Origin of the sequence: Arthrobacter sp. Ld5 (genome assembly GCF_051172775.1) — a bacterium.
Lineage (GTDB): Bacteria > Actinomycetota > Actinomycetes > Actinomycetales > Micrococcaceae > Arthrobacter_D.
In genome coordinates this window covers 147,169-162,439 of the sequence record NZ_JBPKBO010000024.1, presented here as the reverse complement: position 1 = coordinate 162,439, position 15,271 = coordinate 147,169, and the positions used below count along the sequence as shown (strand labels likewise).

14 protein-coding genes are annotated in these 15,271 nt (G+C 66.2%); 6 read left to right on the top strand and 8 right to left on the bottom strand.

Annotated elements, in window-relative coordinates; genetic code table 11:
• Positions 1 to 76 precede the first annotated feature (76 nt).
• The 8 genes from ACSGDB_RS13685 to dnaA all read right to left on the bottom strand — a co-directional run bounded on the left by ACSGDB_RS13685 (position 77) and on the right by dnaA (position 11,634).
• Complete coding sequence (locus ACSGDB_RS13685) at positions 77 to 604, bottom strand: DUF3566 domain-containing protein (RefSeq protein WP_434995399.1); 528 nt, start codon at positions 602 to 604, stop codon at positions 77 to 79.
• Complete coding sequence (gene gyrA / locus ACSGDB_RS13680; protein ID WP_434995398.1) at positions 601 to 3,270, bottom strand: DNA gyrase subunit A; 2,670 nt, start codon at positions 3,268 to 3,270, stop codon at positions 601 to 603. Before gyrA ends, ACSGDB_RS13685 begins: the two co-directional genes overlap by 4 nt.
• Before the next feature lie 142 nt (positions 3,271 to 3,412).
• Positions 3,413 to 5,485 (bottom strand): DNA topoisomerase (ATP-hydrolyzing) subunit B, encoded by a 2,073-nt coding sequence (gyrB, locus tag ACSGDB_RS13675; protein ID WP_434995396.1) that lies wholly within the window; start codon positions 5,483 to 5,485, stop codon positions 3,413 to 3,415.
• A gap of 200 nt (positions 5,486 to 5,685) precedes the next feature.
• A complete protein-coding gene (locus ACSGDB_RS13670; protein WP_434995395.1) occupies positions 5,686 to 6,306 on the bottom strand; it encodes a DUF721 domain-containing protein in 621 nt (206 codons plus the stop codon).
• Positions 6,299 to 7,591: a DNA replication/repair protein RecF gene (recF, locus tag ACSGDB_RS13665; protein WP_434995393.1), complete on the bottom strand. Its 1,293-nt coding sequence runs from the start codon at positions 7,589 to 7,591 to the stop codon at positions 6,299 to 6,301. The genes ACSGDB_RS13670 and recF overlap by 8 nt, the downstream gene beginning before the upstream one ends.
• A 10-nt stretch (positions 7,592 to 7,601) precedes the next feature.
• Positions 7,602 to 8,498, bottom strand: a complete 897-nt coding sequence (gnd, locus tag ACSGDB_RS13660) for a phosphogluconate dehydrogenase (NAD(+)-dependent, decarboxylating) (protein WP_434995391.1) — start codon at positions 8,496 to 8,498, stop codon at positions 7,602 to 7,604.
• 64 nt (positions 8,499 to 8,562) lie between these two features.
• The gene (gene dnaN / locus ACSGDB_RS13655; RefSeq protein WP_434995389.1) at positions 8,563 to 9,687 is read right to left on the bottom strand and encodes a DNA polymerase III subunit beta; all 1,125 of its coding nucleotides are present in this window, start codon (positions 9,685 to 9,687) and stop codon (positions 8,563 to 8,565) included.
• Positions 9,688 to 10,173: 486 nt separating this feature from the next.
• Complete coding sequence (gene dnaA / locus ACSGDB_RS13650) at positions 10,174 to 11,634, bottom strand: chromosomal replication initiator protein DnaA (protein ID WP_434995388.1); 1,461 nt, start codon at positions 11,632 to 11,634, stop codon at positions 10,174 to 10,176.
• Positions 11,635 to 12,048: 414 nt separating this feature from the next.
• Here dnaA and rpmH point away from each other — a divergent pair, with 414 nt between their 5' ends.
• The 6 genes from rpmH to rsmG all read left to right on the top strand — a co-directional run bounded on the left by rpmH (position 12,049) and on the right by rsmG (position 15,188).
• Positions 12,049 to 12,186 carry a 50S ribosomal protein L34 gene (rpmH, locus tag ACSGDB_RS13645; protein WP_022892375.1) on the top strand — a complete coding sequence of 46 codons (138 nt, stop codon included), beginning with the start codon at positions 12,049 to 12,051 and terminating at the stop codon, positions 12,184 to 12,186.
• Between the two features lie 82 nt (positions 12,187 to 12,268).
• Positions 12,269 to 12,649, top strand: coding sequence for a ribonuclease P protein component (gene rnpA, locus ACSGDB_RS13640; RefSeq protein ID WP_434995387.1), 381 nt, complete (start codon positions 12,269 to 12,271; stop codon positions 12,647 to 12,649).
• Positions 12,643 to 13,008, top strand: coding sequence for a membrane protein insertion efficiency factor YidD (gene yidD, locus ACSGDB_RS13635; RefSeq protein WP_434995987.1), 366 nt, complete (start codon positions 12,643 to 12,645; stop codon positions 13,006 to 13,008). Before rnpA ends, yidD begins: the two co-directional genes overlap by 7 nt.
• A gap of 2 nt (positions 13,009 to 13,010) precedes the next feature.
• On the top strand, positions 13,011 to 13,973 hold the full coding sequence (gene yidC / locus ACSGDB_RS13630; RefSeq protein ID WP_434995386.1) for a membrane protein insertase YidC: 963 nt from the start codon (positions 13,011 to 13,013) through the stop codon (positions 13,971 to 13,973).
• On the top strand, positions 13,970 to 14,527 hold the full coding sequence (locus ACSGDB_RS13625) for a protein jag (RefSeq protein ID WP_434995385.1): 558 nt from the start codon (positions 13,970 to 13,972) through the stop codon (positions 14,525 to 14,527). Before yidC ends, ACSGDB_RS13625 begins: the two co-directional genes overlap by 4 nt.
• Complete coding sequence (gene rsmG / locus ACSGDB_RS13620) at positions 14,520 to 15,188, top strand: 16S rRNA (guanine(527)-N(7))-methyltransferase RsmG (protein ID WP_434995384.1); 669 nt, start codon at positions 14,520 to 14,522, stop codon at positions 15,186 to 15,188. Before ACSGDB_RS13625 ends, rsmG begins: the two co-directional genes overlap by 8 nt.
• Positions 15,189 to 15,271 lie beyond the last annotated feature (83 nt).

Below are 15,271 nucleotides of genomic sequence, written 5' to 3'. Positions count from 1 at the left end.
TTCGGGCCGAGATACGACTTTACAGTAGTGTCTCGGCATTCATCAAATCGCCCGGGGGCGCCGAAGAAGCCGGTCCCTAGTCGTCCGTGAGCGTGACGCCGATACCGCCGACGAGGGTGGACGAGATGTTGTACAGCACGGCCGACAGCATGGCGAGGGCGGTCAGGAGTACGACGTTCACGACGGCGATGATCGTCGCGAAGGAGAGCACCTGCGGCAGGGAGGCGAACTGACGGAGGTCGAAACCGCCGCTCTCGGACCCTGCGATCTCGCGGAGCAGCTCGTTCACGCCGTCGAAGATGCCGGTCAGGTCGAGGACCGTCCAGATCACGAAGGACGCGACGACCGTGACGATCCCCAGCGCGACGGACAGCAGGAAGGACATCTTCAGGACCGACCACGGATCGACCTTGCTGACGAGCAGCCGGGCCTTGCGGGCCTTGGCCTTCGGAGCCGGCTTCACGAGCCCTGGGCGCTGGGCGGGGCGGTTGGCCTGTCCCGCGGGCCGCTGCGGCGGGCGGGCGGGCGCATTCGTCCGCGGCGATCCCCCGGGCGTGCGCACCTGTCCGCTGGACGACCGCGGGTTGGTATTGGCCGAGCTCACTCGTTACCTCCGTATTCGGGCGACTCAGCGTCGGGCTCAGCCGTTTCCTCTGTCGACAACCGTACTTCATCGGCTGTGAACTCCGCAGGATCCTCCTGCGGGGTGACCGTTCCGATCAGGTCCACATCCGGGCTGGCCTCGGTCGGATCCTCGACGAGGCCCTCCTCGACGGCGACGCTGCGCTCACTGTTGCGGGCGACGGCGATGATGCGGTCGGTCTTGTCCGGCTTCGCGAAGATGACTCCCATGGTGTCGCGTCCCTTGGCGGGGACACCGGCCACCGCGGAACGCACCACCTTGCCACCACCCATGACCACGAGGACCTCGTCCTCCTCCTGGACGACGAGCGCCCCGACGAGGTCTCCGCGCTCCTCGGCCAGCTTCGCGACCTTGATGCCCAGCCCGCCGCGGCCCTGCACGCGGTAGTCGTCCACCCTGGTCCGCTTCGCGAAGCCGCCCTCGGTGACGATGAAGACGAACGAATCGTCGGTGACCACGTTCGCGGCCAGCAGTTCGTCGTCTGGGCGGAACTTCATGCCGGTCACACCCGAGGTGGCACGCCCCATGGGCCGCAGGGCGTCGTCGTCGGCCGTGAACCGCAGCGACTGCCCCTTGCGGGAGACGAGCATGATGTCGTCGTCGCCGGACACCAGCTGCGCGGAGACGAGTTCGTCGTTGTCGCGCAGGTTGATCGCGATCACGCCCGCAGTGCGGTTCGTGTCGTAGTCCTCGAGCCGTGTCTTCTTCACCAGGCCGCGCTTGGTCGCGAGGACCAGGTAGGGCGACTGCTGGTAGTCGCGCAGGTCCAGGACCTGGGCGATCGTCTCGTCCGGCTGGAAGGCCAGGAGGTTGGCCACGTGCTGACCCTTGGCGTCCCGCGCCGCCTCGACGAGCTCGTACGCCTTCGCGCGGTACACCCGGCCGAGGTTGGTGAAGAACAGGAGCCAGTGGTGGGTGGTCGTGACGAAGAAGTGCTCGACGACGTCGTCACCGCGCAACTGGGCACCCCTGATGCCCTTGCCGCCGCGGGCCTGCTGGCGGTAGTTGTCGCTCCGGGTGCGCTTGACGTATCCACCGCGGGTGATGGTGACGACCATCTCCTCCTCGGGGATCAGGTCCTCCATGCTCATGTCGCCGTCGTAGCCCATGAGGATCTCGGTGCGGCGGTCGTCGCCGAACTTCGCGACGATCTCCGCGAGTTCGGTACTGACGATGCCGCGCTGCACGTCCTCGGAGGCGAGGATCCGGTTGAACTCCGTGATCATCGACTCGAGTTCGGCGTGGCGGTCCTGGATCTTCTGCCGCTCGAGGGCGGCCAGGCGGCGGAGCTGCATGTTCAGGATGGCGGTGGCCTGCAGCTCGTCGATCGAGAGCAGCTCCATCAACCCGTCCCGTGCCTGGTCCGTCGTGGACGAGGCACGGATCAGGGCGATGACCTCGTCCAGGGCATCGAGGGCCTTCAGCAGACCGCGGAGGATGTGTGCCTCCTCCTCCGCCTTGCGCAGCCTGTACCGGGTGCGGCGCACGATGACCTCGAGCTGGTGGGTCACCCAGTGGCGGATGAACGCGTCGAGGCTGAGCGTGCGGGGCACGTCGTCCACGATCGCCAGCATGTTCGCGCTGAAGTTGTCCTGGAGCTGCGTGTGCTTGTACAGGTTGTTGAGGACCACCTTCGCGACAGCGTCGCGCTTCAGCACGATCACGAGGCGCTGGCCGGTGCGGCCCGACGTCTCGTCGCGGAGGTCGGCGATGCCGCTGACCTTGCCGTCCTTGACGAGCTCCGCGATCTTGATCGCCAGGTTGTCGGGGTTGGCCTGGTAGGGCAGTTCCGTGACGACGAGGCACGTCCGGTTCTGGATCTCCTCGACATTGACGACGGCCCGCATGGTGATGGAGCCGCGGCCCGTGCGGTAGGCGTCCTCGATGCCCTTGTGCCCGAGGATCTGGGCGCCGGTGGGGAAGTCGGGGCCCTTGATCCGCGCGATCAGCGCCTCGAGGAGCTCCTCCTTCGTGGCGTCCGGGTGCTCGAGGTACCACTGGACCCCGTCGGCCACCTCCCGCAGGTTGTGCGGCGGGATGTTGGTGGCCATGCCGACGGCGATACCGGAGGATCCGTTGACGAGCAGGTTCGGGAAGCGCGACGGGAGGATCGTCGGCTCCTGGTTCTTGCCGTCGTAGTTGTCCTGGAAGTCGACGGTCTCCTCGTCGATGTCCCGCACCATCTCCATGGCGAGCGGGGCCATTTTCGTCTCGGTGTATCGCGGGGCCGCGGCGCCGTCGTTGCCCGGCGATCCGAAGTTCCCCTGGCCGAGGGCCAGCGGGTAGCGCATCGTCCAGTCCTGGATCAGGCGCACCAGGGCGTCGTAGATCGCCGAGTCGCCGTGCGGGTGGTACTGGCCCATGACCTCGCCGACCACGCGGGCGCACTTGTTGAACGACCGGTCCGGCCGGTAGCCGCCGTCGAACATCGCGTAGAGCACACGGCGGTGCACGGGCTTCAGCCCGTCGCGGACGTCGGGCAGGGCCCTGCCCACGATGACCGCCATCGCGTAGTCGAGGTAGGACCGCTGCATCTCCGTCTGCAGGTCGACCTGCTCGACACGGTCCGTCAGGACCTCGCCCTCGAGGGGCTCGTCCGGTCCGTTGCCGGTGATCTCGTCACTCATGAATCAGTTCCGTTCGTGAAGGTGGGCCTTGCCTGCCGGCCGGGCTCAGGCGTGAGTGGCTCCGACATTCTGTGTAGGCGCTTCAATATCTGCGAGGAACGAGCAGATTTCGTTGCGCCGGCAGAATGCCGGAGACACACACCTAGATGTCCAGGAAACGCACATCCTTGGCGTTCTGCTGGATGAAGTTGCGGCGGGATTCGACGTCCTCGCCCATCAGGACGGAGAACACCTGGTCGGCGGCCGCGGCGTCGTCCATGGTCACCTGCAGCAGGGTGCGGTGCTCCGGATCCATGGTGGTGTCCCACAGTTCCGTGTAGTCCATCTCGCCGAGGCCCTTGTAGCGCTGGATCCCGTTGTCCTTGGGCAGCCGCTGGTTGTTCGCGATGCCCATCTTGATGACCTCGTCGCGTTCCCGGTCGCTGAACACGTAGTCGTGCTTCGCGTTGGACCACTTGATCCGGTAGAGCGGCGGCTGCGCGAGGTACACGAAGCCGTTCTCGATGAGCGGTCGCATGTAGCGGAACAGGAGGGTCAGCAGCAGCGTCGTGATGTGCTGGCCGTCCACGTCTGCATCGGCCATGAGCACGATCTTGTGATATCGCGCCTTGTCGACGTCGAAGTCCTCCCCGATCCCCGCGCCGAAGGCGGTGATCATGGCCTGGACCTCGCTGTTGCCGAGGGCACGGTCGAGGCGGGCACGCTCCACGTTCAGGATCTTGCCGCGCAACGGCAGGATGGCCTGGGTCTCGGGATTCCGCCCGCGGACCGCGGAGCCTCCGGCGGAGTCGCCCTCGACGATGTAGATCTCGGACCGCGCCGGGTCCTTGGACTGGCAGTCCTTGAGCTTGCCGGGCATGCCGCCGGATTCCAGCAGCCCCTTGCGGCGCGTGGACTCCCGCGCCTTGCGGGCTGCGAGGCGCGCTTGGGAGGCCTGGATCGACTTTCGGATGACGTCGCGGGCCGGCCCGGGATTGCGCTCGAGCCAATCACCGAGCTGGTCGGTGACCACCCGCTGGACGAAGCCCTTCGCCTCGGAGTTGCCGAGCTTCGTCTTCGTCTGGCCCTCGAACTGCGGCTCGGACAGCTTGACCGAGATGACGGCGGTCAGGCCCTCGCGGATGTCGTCACCCGTGAGGTTGTCGTCCTTCTCCTTGATGATGTTCTTCTCGCGTGCGTACTTGTTGATCAGCGTCGTCATGGCCGCACGGAAGCCCTCTTCGTGCGTCCCGCCCTCGTGCGTGTTGATGGTGTTCGCGTAGGTGTGCACGCTCTCCGAATACGCGGACGTCCACTGCAGGGCCACCTCGACGGCCATCCTGCGGTCCGTGTCCTCCGTCTCGAAGGCGATCACGTCGGGGTGGATCACGTCCACGCGCTTGGACGAGTTGAGGTGGCGGACGTAGTCGAGCAACCCGTTCTCGTACAGGTACACCACGGACCGGTGCTTCGGCTCCCCGTCGGTACCCTGCGCACTCTCGACCTCCGCGACCTCCTCGGTCTCCACCGCGTCGACGCGCTCGTCCGTCAGCGTGATGCGCAGTCCCTTGTTGAGGAACGCCATCTGCTGGAATCGTGCGCGGAGCGTCTCGAAGTCGAACTCGGTGCTCTCGAAGATCGAGTCGTCCGGGTAGAACGTCTGCGTGGTGCCGGTCTCGGACGTAGGCTCGCCCTTCCTCAGCTCGCCGACGGGCTTCCCGCCGTCCGCGAAGGACTGCCGCCACACGTGGCCCTGGCGCCGCACTTCCGTCTCCACGCGCTCGGAGAGGGCGTTGACGACCGAGATGCCGACGCCGTGCAGTCCGCCGGAGACCGCGTACCCGCCGCCCCCGAACTTGCCGCCGGCGTGGAGAATGGTCATGACCACTTCCACGGTGGGCCGTCCCTCGGTGGGGTGCATGTCCACGGGGATGCCTCGACCGTTGTCGACCACCTTGACGCCGCCGTCGGCCTGGAGCGAGATCTCGATGTGGTCGCAGTAGCCGGCCAGCGCCTCGTCGACCGAGTTGTCCACGACCTCGTAGACGAGGTGGTGGAGACCGCGTGGCCCGGTGGATCCGATGTACATGCCCGGTCGCTTCCGGACAGCCTCGAGACCTTCGAGCACCGTGATCTCGCTGGCACCGTATGCGTGCTCGGTGGCGGCCTCCAGGATCGGGGACTCGCCGTCGCCTACTTTCACGTCGCTTGCATTCAACTCGTTCTCGTGTGCCACAGGCGTAGACGGCTCCTCAGCTGGATCGACCAAAACAATCTTCCCTATTCTACCCTGCGGAGGGCCGCCGTCCGGCGCGAACACCCCCTCCGCGGCCAATAAACCCACACCAGACCGGACGGCAGTACCATCCGTGAGTCCGGATACGACCATGGGGACCCCGATTGCGCCACAGGCCGCTCAGCGCAGTCGGGTCCGGGTCATCCGTACGTATCCCTCGGGCCCCGACCCTTGACGGAGCGTCCACCCTTGCGCCAGCTCGGAGCGGCGGGGCCGATGACCGACAACCGGGTGACCACTCCCGGGCCGAGCTCGGCCTCGAACCGCTGCAGCACCTGCGGGGTGATGAGGCGCAGCTGGGTGGCCCAGGCCGTCGAATCACAGCGGACCAGCACGGTGTCGGCGTCGAAACTCTCCGGCACGCAGTGCGCCGCGATGTCGGCTCCGACGATCTCGCTCCAGCGCGACAGCACCGATCCGATCGCGACCGGCGATTTCCATCCCCGCTCGGCGAGCATCCGCGAGAAGACGTCGCCCACCCCCTCGGGATCCCTGCCTCCGTAGACCGGCTCGGGTGAGTACCGGCGGCGCGGCGTCTTCGCGGATCGCTTCGATGCCGCCTCCCGGGGCGTGCCCCTGGCCTGCGATGCGCTTCGCAACCGGTTGAGCAGGGCCTGCGGGGCATCCTGGTCGGGAAAGTCCTCGCCGCCGTCGGCCGGTGGAGCCTCGGGTCCCGGTGCGCCTTCGGGCGACCTCCGGCCGGCGCGCGGCGCGTCCGCTCCGTCCGGACGAGAACCAGTCCCGGGCGGCAGGTCAGACATCTATGCCCCCTTCGGCATTCAATCCTGCGGCGGCACCATCCCGGTCGGAGGGCCGGCCCGCAGTCCCCGGAGCGGCGTCGCCTCCCCCCGGGGAGCACTCCGCGATGGCGCCGGGCACCACCTTCAGCTGGCGCCCGGCGAGCCCGGCGGGAATGTCGTCCCCCACCGCGGCGGTGACGAGGACCTGCTCCGCGGACGCTACGATGGCAGCGAGTCGCGTGCGCCGCTGGGCGTCGAGTTCCGCGAAGACGTCGTCGAGGATGAGCACCGGGTCCCCGCCCGGCGTCCGGTCCTCCTCCAGCAGAAGGTAGTAGGACGCCAGCCGGAGCGCCAGGGCCATCGACCAGGTCTCGCCGTGGGACGCATATCCCTTGACAGGCATACTTCCGAGCAGCAGCGCGAGCTCGTCCCGGTGCGGGCCCACGAGGGAGATCCCGCGCTCGAGTTCCTTCTTTCGGTGCCGGAGGAGACCGGCGGTGAACAGCTCGACGAGTTCTCCCTGGTCGAGTTCCGCCAGGCCGTCGTCCGCACCGTTCCGACCCGGCTCGTCGCCGTCGTCCTCGGTGGACGGACCCGACAGCGGTGAGACGCTCGAGAGATAGCCGATGTCCGCCGCCTTGGAACCGTCCGTCAGCTCCTGGTAGGCACGCTGCACGTGGGGCCGGAGCTTGTCGACGAGGAGCAGTCGCGCGGACAACAGCCTGGCCCCGGACTCCGCGAGATGCTGGTCCCATACGTCGAGGGTGGCTTCGTGTGCCGTCGAGAACCGCCCCGCCGCACGAGCCGATTTGAGCAGGGCGTTGCGCTGCTTGAGCACACGCTCGTAGTCCGCCCGCAGCGCCGACTGGTGCGGTAGCAGCGACACCATGACCTCGTCCAGGTATCGGCGCCGCACCGACGGGTCGCCCTTGACCAGGGTGAGATCCTCGGGGGCGAAGAGGACCGTCTTCAGGATCCCTGCGGCGTCCCTGGCGCGCACGGGATTGGACCTGTTGATGCGCGCGCGGTTCCCGGCCTCGGCGTTGATCTCGACTTCCACGCTCGTGCGCTGCGCACCGCGGACCAGTCGTCCCCTGATGATCGCGCGCTCCTCGCCGAAGGCGATGAGGGGCTTGTCGGTGCTGACCCGGTGCGAGGACAGGGTCGCGAGATAGCCGATAGCCTCCACGATGTTCGTCTTTCCCACGCCGTTCGGCCCGACGAAGACGGTGATACCCGGCTCGATGGCCAGGTCGAGCTGCCCATAGCTCCGGAACCCGGTGAGCGAGAGGTGCTCAACGTACACCGGAACGCACTTACTCGGGCTTCGGTTGGGCGGGCCTGACGGCGTGCCCGCCGAACTGGTTGCGCAGCGCCGCGACCATCTTCATGGACGGGGAGTCCTCCTGGCGCGAGTTGAACCGGGCGAACAGCGCGGCGGTGATCGCCGGCGCGGGGATCGAGTTGGCGATGGCTTCCTCGACGGTCCATCGACCCTCGCCCGAGTCCTCGACGTAACCGGCGATCGTCGCCAGGCGCGGGTCCTCCTCCAGCGCCTTGACCACCAGGTCCAGCAGCCAGGACCGGACGACCGTGCCCTTCTGCCACGCAGCGAAAGTGCCGTGGACGTCCTTCACGATGTCCTTGGCCTCGAGGAGTTCGTAGCCCTCCGCGTAGGACTGCATGAGCCCGTACTCGATCCCGTTGTGGACCATCTTGGCGTAGTGTCCGGCGCCGACGTCGCCCACGTGGACGAAGCTCTCGGCGCGTTCACCCTCGGGGCGCAGAGCGTCGAAGATCGGGAGGGCACGGTCGATGTCCTCGTCGCTGCCGCCGGCCATCAGGCCGTAACCGTTCTCGAGCCCCCACACTCCCCCCGAGACGCCGCAGTCGAGGAACCGGATTCCCTGCTGGGCGAGCAGCGCGGCGTGGACCTGGTCATCGGTGAATCGGGAATTGCCACCGTCGATGATGAGGTCGTCCTCGGACAGGAGCCCCGAGAGTTCGGTGATGACGTCGTGCGTGACCGCGCCGGCGGGGACCATCACCCAGATGACGCGGGGGGTGGGCAGGGAGGACACGAGTTCTTCGAGGCTCGGCACGTCGGTGCGATCCGGAGCGCGATCGAAGCCGGTGACCTCGATGCCGTTCCTCCGGAGCCGCTCCCTCATGTTGAAACCCATTTTGCCGAGTCCGACGAGACCGATGTGCATGAACTCTCCTTCTGGTGATGTGACGGCCCGGCCGTCGGCCGGGTATGCCGACCTGATGGTCGGGCTACAGGTTGGGCAGCCGTACCGGCATCAGCAGGTACCTGTAGTCCGCCCGGTCCTCACCGGAGGCGTCTTCCTGGGCCGAGATCACCGCAGGTTTCGGCGGCGAGGTGAAGGAGAACCGCACGTACGGGCTGTTGAAGGCCCCGAGACCCTCACTGAGGTAGTGCGGGTTGAAGGCGACCGTGATGTCGTCGCCGTCGAGGGTGGCTTCGATCGCCTCGGAAGCCTGAGCATCCTCGCCGGTGCCGGCGTCGAGGGTCACCTGTCCTTCGGAGAAGGCGAGGCGGACGGGGGTGTTGCGTTCTGCCACGAGGGAGACCCGTCGTACCGCTTCCACGAGCGTGCTGGTCTGCACGGTTGCGTGGATCGGCGTGGTCGTGGGGAACAGCGACCTGATCTTCGGGTAATCCCCGTCCACGAGCAGCGAGGTGGTGCGGCGTCCGCCGGACTCGAAACCGATCAGTTCCGAGTTGTCGGACAACGCGATGTTCAGTTCGCCGGCCCCACCGAGGGTCTTGGCCACCTCGTTGAGGGTCTTGGCCTTCACGAGCGCACTCGTGGAGATGCCGGGAGTCGACGGTTTCCAGGCGACCTCGCGAAGCGCCAGCCGGTAACGGTCCGTGGCGAGCAGCGTGATGAGATCGTCCTCGATCTCCATCCGGACGCCGGTGAGGATGGGCAGCGTGTCGTCGCGGCTCGCCGCGATGATGACCTGGGAGACGGCCTGGGCGAAGGCGTCCCCGTCCACGACTCCGCTCACCGCAGGGAGTTTCGGGAGTTCCGGATATTCCCCTTCAGGCATAGTCGCGAGATTGAAGCGGCTGTTGCGGCAGGTGAGCGTGACCTTGGAGCCATCGGTGGCGACCTCGACGGGGGCCGAGGGCAGGCTCCGGCAGATGTCGGCGAGGAGTCGTCCCGAGACCAGGATGGTTCCCTCCTCGAGGACCTCGGCAGGAATCTCGAGGCGGGCCGAGATCTCGTAGTCGAAGCTGGCGAGGCTGAGCATGCCGGCTTCTGCCTTGATCAGGAGACCGGCGAGGACCGGGACCGGGGGTCGCGGTGACAGGGAACGAGCGGTCCAGGACACTGCCTCCGCAAGTACATCCCGCTCAACTCTGAATTTCACGGAGCAGTGCCGCCTTTCGCCAGATCAAAAAAACAGCCACCGGCGAATCGCCGGCGGATGGTCGGGTCCGATGCCTGGACGGATGTCCCCACGGCACGGGAACTACAACCCTACTGGGTCAAAGCTTAGCCGGATAGCAGGTCCGCGTAGCAGGGCCTCGGCAGGGGAGGGTGCTGGGCGAGCGGGACGTGGAATGTTATTTGACGAGCTTTTGAAGTTTAAGGTTCGTAGTGTTAATAACTGCTGTGGATTCTGTGGATAACTCTCCTGGCCGGTGGAACCGCGCGGATTTTGGCTGTGGACAAGGTGTGGGTCGGGCCGACGGCCCACAGGCCGGGCCTGTGGGCACGATCCTTGTGATTTAGCGGATCCACAGGTGGGCGGGTGGTTATCCTCAGGCCGGACCGTGATCGTCCCCCGGTTATCCACAGATGTGTCCACACCTGTTAATTACCGCAGCCGTCGACGGCAGGCCCGCCCGGGGGCCTACGCCTCCCGCTGCTTGTGCTTGATCCGGTTGGTGAGTTCGGTGACCTGGTTGAAGATCGCCCGGCGCTCGGCCATGAGCTCGCGGATCTTGCGGTCGGCGTGGATGACGGTGGTGTGGTCCCGTCCACCGAGCTCCTGCCCGATCTTCGGCAGGGACATGTCGGTCAGTTCACGGCAGAGGTACATGGCGATCTGCCGAGCCGTCACGAGGGTCCTCGTCCGCGACTTGCTGCACAGTTCCTCCATGCTGATCTGGAAGTAGTCGGCTGTCTGCGCCATGATCACCGTCGAGGTGATCTCCTGGGCGCCGTCGGCGGAGATCAGGTCCTTCAGGACGATCTCCGCGAGGTTCACGTCCACGGGTTGGCGGTTCAGGCTTGCGAAGGCCGTGACCCGGATGAGGGCACCCTCGAGTTCCCGGATGTTCGTGGCGATCTTGGACGCGATGTACTCGAGCACGTCATCCGGCGCGCTCAGGCTGTCACTGATCGCCTTCTTCCGGAGGATGGCGATGCGCGTCTCGAGTTCGGGGGGCTGGATGTCGGTCAGCAGACCCCACTCGAAGCGGGAACGCATGCGTTCCTCGAACCCGATGAGTTGCTTGGGTGGCAGGTCGGAGGTGATGACCACCTGCTTGCTGTGGTTGTGCAGCGCATTGAAGGTGTGGAAGAACTCCTCCATGGTCCGGTCCTTGCCGGAGAGGAACTGGATGTCGTCGATCAGCAGGATGTCCACGTTGCGGTAGGTCTGCTTGAAGCTCGACCCCTCGTCGTCGCGGATCGAGTTGATGAAGTCGTTGGTGAACTCCTCGGAGTTCACGTAGCGGACGCGGATCCCGGTGTAGAGGTGCCTGGCGTAGTGGCCGATCGCGTGCAGGAGGTGCGTCTTGCCGAGCCCCGAATCGCCGTAGATGAACAGCGGGTTGTAGGCCTTCGCGGGGGCTTCCGCCACTGCCACGGCGGCAGCATGGGCGAAGCGGTTCGAGGACCCGATCACGAAGGTGTCGAAGATGTACTTCGGGTTGAGCCGGCCGAACTCGTGCGAGTTGCTGGGCGGCGTCGGCGACGGTTTGGCTTCACCCTTCGGTTCCGGCGACGGTTGCTCGGCCGGCTCCTGTTCCGGAACGTCCTCGGCGACGGGGGTCAGCTCCGGATCGATGACGAACGCGCACTGGATGTCCTCGCGGAACACGTCGCGCAGCGCTTCATCGAGCGCTCCCTTGAGCTGGGTCTGCAGCACCTCGCGCGTCAGTTCGTTCGGGACCGCGATGAGCATCGTCGTCCCGATCAGACCCTGCGCCTGGGCGAGGACCATGAAGCCCCGCTGACGGGGAGTGACGCGGTCGTCCTGTTCGAGGGTCCGGATGACTTTACGCCAGGAGCTCCCGACGTCGTTTACCTCATCTGTACCCACGAACACCTCTCTTGGCTGTGCTTCCCGTCGAAGACCGTCCGTCATCCACAGAGTTGTGCACATGCCGTGGATAAACGGAGCAGAGCCAAGACTAGAGGATGGAAAGTACAGAAGATAGCGGACTGACGCGGATCCGGGCCCCGCGCCGGGAGCCCGGACCGGGCCCGTCGGGGGTGCGTGTAGGGTGTTTCGAGCACCAGTTGTCCACAGGGCAGTGGATTTCCCGTCCACAGGCCGCTCACGGCGAGTTTGACGCCCATCCGCGCTGTCCCCTACCGTTATGTAGTCCAACATGTCTGCATTTCGCATGCCATCACAGGTGTTCCCGGGTACTAAGAGGCCTCGGGATGTGACAGCTCTCCACGCGAGTGTCGGATGTACACCTTCATCGCGTCAGTCTGTTCTTCCCCCTTGTTGCAATGGGCCGGACGCATCTCAGATCGTTCTGGAGTAACTACAGTGAGCAAGCGGACTTTTCAGCCGAATAACCGCCGTCGTGCCAAGAAGCACGGTTTCCGTCTTCGCATGCGCACCCGCGCTGGTCGTGCCATCCTGTCGGCGCGCCGCGGCAAGGGCCGTACCGAACTCTCGGCATAAGCGGTCCCTCCCTCGCCATGCATCCCTCGGATGATCGCGTCGGCAAGGGTTTCCCTCCCTCGACGAGGATCAGGAAGTCCCCATGCTGCCGATGATCAACCGGGTGAGGACGGCGACGGATTTTGCACGTACCGTACGTTCCGGTGCCCGGTCAGGGCGCCGGAACGTTGTGCTATACGGTGCGAGGACCGAGGAGTCCGCCCCTTCCAGGGTCGGATTCATCGTCGGCAAGAACGTCGGGAACGCAGTCACGCGCAACCTCGTTAAACGGAGGCTGCGCCACTTGGCGGCGGAGTGGGTCGGAACGCACCCCAGTGGGTACGACGTCGTCGTCCGCGCCCTGCCGGCGGCCGCCGAGAGCGACTGGCCGACCCTGACCAAGGATTTCGGGAACGGCGTCTCCACGCTCGCCCGGAAGCTGAAGGACGCTGAACCACCGGGAAGGCGGGGCGGAGTATCGTGAGTGGGATCGCTCTCCGTGCGCTGCGTCTCCTCGTGGGGATACCGCGCCTGGTGGCGATCGGTCTCCTGATCGCGTACCGGAAGGTCGTCTCTCCGTTGTACGGGCCGGTGTGCCGGTTCTACCCGAGCTGCTCGGCGTACGCCCTCGAAGCCGTGACCGTGCACGGATTCCTGCGTGGGACGTGGTTCGCCTCGAGGCGTCTCACGCGATGCCACCCGTGGAACGCCGGCGGCGTGGATCATGTGCCGCCCGGTGGCAGGCATTTCCGCGAGGGCAGCGTGCCAGCGATAGTTGTGTTGAACCACCCGGTGATTCCGGCCGATGACGAGAGCCGCCCCGCGGCCCGAGGAGCAGACTGATTATGGGTTTTTTTGAGACGATCCTGGCGCCGTTCCGGTGGCTCGTGTCGTGGATCATGTTCATGTTCCACGAGGGCTTCACGTTCCTCGGAATGAACCCCGCATCCGGCTGGACCTGGGTGCTGTCGATCGTCGGCCTCGTCGTCGTCATCCGGGCCGCGCTCATTCCCGTCTTCGTGAAGCAGATCAAGGCGCAGCGCGGCATGCAGGCGCTCCAGCCCGATCTCCGCAAGCTCCAGCAGAAGTACAAGGGGAAGACGGACCAGCTCTCGCGTCAGGCGATGACGCAGGAGCAGATGGCCCTGTACAAGAAGCACGGGACGAATCCGTTCGCCGCATGCCTGCCGATCCTGATCCAGATGCCGTTCTTCTTCGCCCTGTTCACCGTTCTCAATGGGATCTCGCGGGCGAGTGAGGACAACGAGGGAATCGGTGCGTTGTCCCCGGAATCCGTGCGGGAGTTCGACGACGCCACGATCTTCGGGGCACCCCTCTCCTCGACGTTCCTCGGCAGCTTCGGTGCCGACGGGAACATCAGCGTCATCATCCTCTCCGTGATCATGATCATCGCCATGACTGCGTCACAGTTCATCACGCAGAAGCAGATCATGGCGAAGAACATGTCGGAGGAGGCCATGCAGAGCCCCTTCATGCGTCAGCAGAAGATCATGCTCTACATCCTTCCGCTGGTCTTCGGCATCGGTGGGATCAACTTCCCCATCGGCGTCCTGGTCTACTGGACCACCACCAACGTGTGGACGATGGCGCAGCAGTTCTACGTCATCCGCAGGATGCCGACGCCCGGGTCGCCCGCTGCCAAGGCACTCGCGGACCGGCGCGCCAAGAAGGGCCTGCCCATGGTGCCGCTCCTCGGGGAGCGGAAGACGGAACCGGCCGTCGAGACGGTCGCGGAGCCCCGTAGCCAGCGTGTACAGCCCCAGCGCAAGAAGAGGAAGAGGCGATGACGGTGGAGAACGAGGACCAGATCACCGGGAACGAGACGGAACCGGGCGACGACGCCGAGGCTCCCTTGGGCGGCAAGGCATCCCGGCTCGACGAAGAGGGTGACGTCGCCGCGGACTACCTCGAGGAACTGCTCGACATCGCGGACATCGATGGCGATATCGACATCGAGGTCCGCAGCGGCCGTACGTACATCTCGATCGTGTCCGAGGACGCATCCGACAGCGGGCTGGGCCTGCTCGTCGGACGCGACGGAGAGGTGCTGGAGGCCCTGCAGGAGCTGACGCGGCTCAGTGTGCTGACAGCCACCGACACCCGGTCGCGCCTGATCCTGGATGTGGACGGTTATCGCGATCGGCGCGGACGCGAGCTGACGAAGGCGGCGCAGGACGCCGTCGAGAAGGTCAAGGAGACGGGCGAGGACCTGGCGCTGGCGCCCATGTCCGCCTACGAGCGGAAGATCGTGCACGACGTCGTCGCCGATCTCGGGTTCGTGAGCGAGTCCGAGGGTGAGGGTCAGGCGCGGCACATCGTGATCTCCCCCAGCGATGACTGATACTCCCCGCCTCGACGCCGGAGGCCCCGAGCCGACGGCCGAGGAACTGTCGGCGGCTTCGGCCGTCTTCGGTGACAGGCTCCACCTCGCCCGCGGTTTCGTGGCCCATCTCGCCACGTCCGGGATCGAGCGCGGACTGCTGGGTCCGAGGGAGGTGCCGCGGCTGTGGGGACGTCACGTCCTGAACTGCGCGGTCGTGGCAGAACTGATGGACACGGATGCGTCGGTCGTGGATGTCGGAAGCGGGGCGGGACTTCCTGGTCTGGCCATCGCGATCGCGCGCCCCGATCTCCGCCTCGATCTCGTCGAGCCGCTCGAACGACGCGTCGTCTGGCTGAAGGAAGTGGTGGACGATCTCGCCCTGGGCAACGTGACCGTGCACAGGGCGCGCGCGGAGGAGATGGTGGGTACGCTCCACGGCGACTACGTCACGGCGCGCGCGGTCTCCGCCCTCGCGACGCTCGCAGGCTGGACCATCCCCCTCACCCGAGCCGACGGACAGGTCCTCGCAATCAAGGGACGCAGTGTTGGCGAGGAGATCGAGAAGGCCCGTAAGGTGATCCGCAGGCTCGGCGGGGGGACGGCGGAGATCGTCTCGGCCGGAGCCGCGATCCTCGAGGAACCCACGACGGTCGTTCGGATACCGGTCCGTCCTGTCTGAGGTCCGGCCCGTTCCTGGCCGTGCCGCCGTCCCGTGCGGTTCGGGTTATCCCGTTACCCTTATAGATAACGACGTCTGGCATG

Coding starts and splice junctions, on each gene's coding strand:
- gnd (WP_434995391.1), bottom strand. CDS start 8,498: ATGCACATCGGTCTCGTCGGACTCGGCAAAATGGGTTTCAACATGAGG.
- gyrA (WP_434995398.1), bottom strand. CDS start 3,270: ATGAGTGACGAGATCACCGGCAACGGACCGGACGAGCCCCTCGAGGGC.
- yidC (WP_434995386.1), top strand. CDS start 13,011: ATGGGTTTTTTTGAGACGATCCTGGCGCCGTTCCGGTGGCTCGTGTCG.
- ACSGDB_RS13670 (WP_434995395.1), bottom strand. CDS start 6,306: ATGTCTGACCTGCCGCCCGGGACTGGTTCTCGTCCGGACGGAGCGGAC.
- rsmG (WP_434995384.1), top strand. CDS start 14,520: ATGACTGATACTCCCCGCCTCGACGCCGGAGGCCCCGAGCCGACGGCC.
- dnaA (WP_434995388.1), bottom strand. CDS start 11,634: ATGACGGACGGTCTTCGACGGGAAGCACAGCCAAGAGAGGTGTTCGTG.
- rnpA (WP_434995387.1), top strand. CDS start 12,269: ATGCTGCCGATGATCAACCGGGTGAGGACGGCGACGGATTTTGCACGT.
- ACSGDB_RS13625 (WP_434995385.1), top strand. CDS start 13,970: ATGACGGTGGAGAACGAGGACCAGATCACCGGGAACGAGACGGAACCG.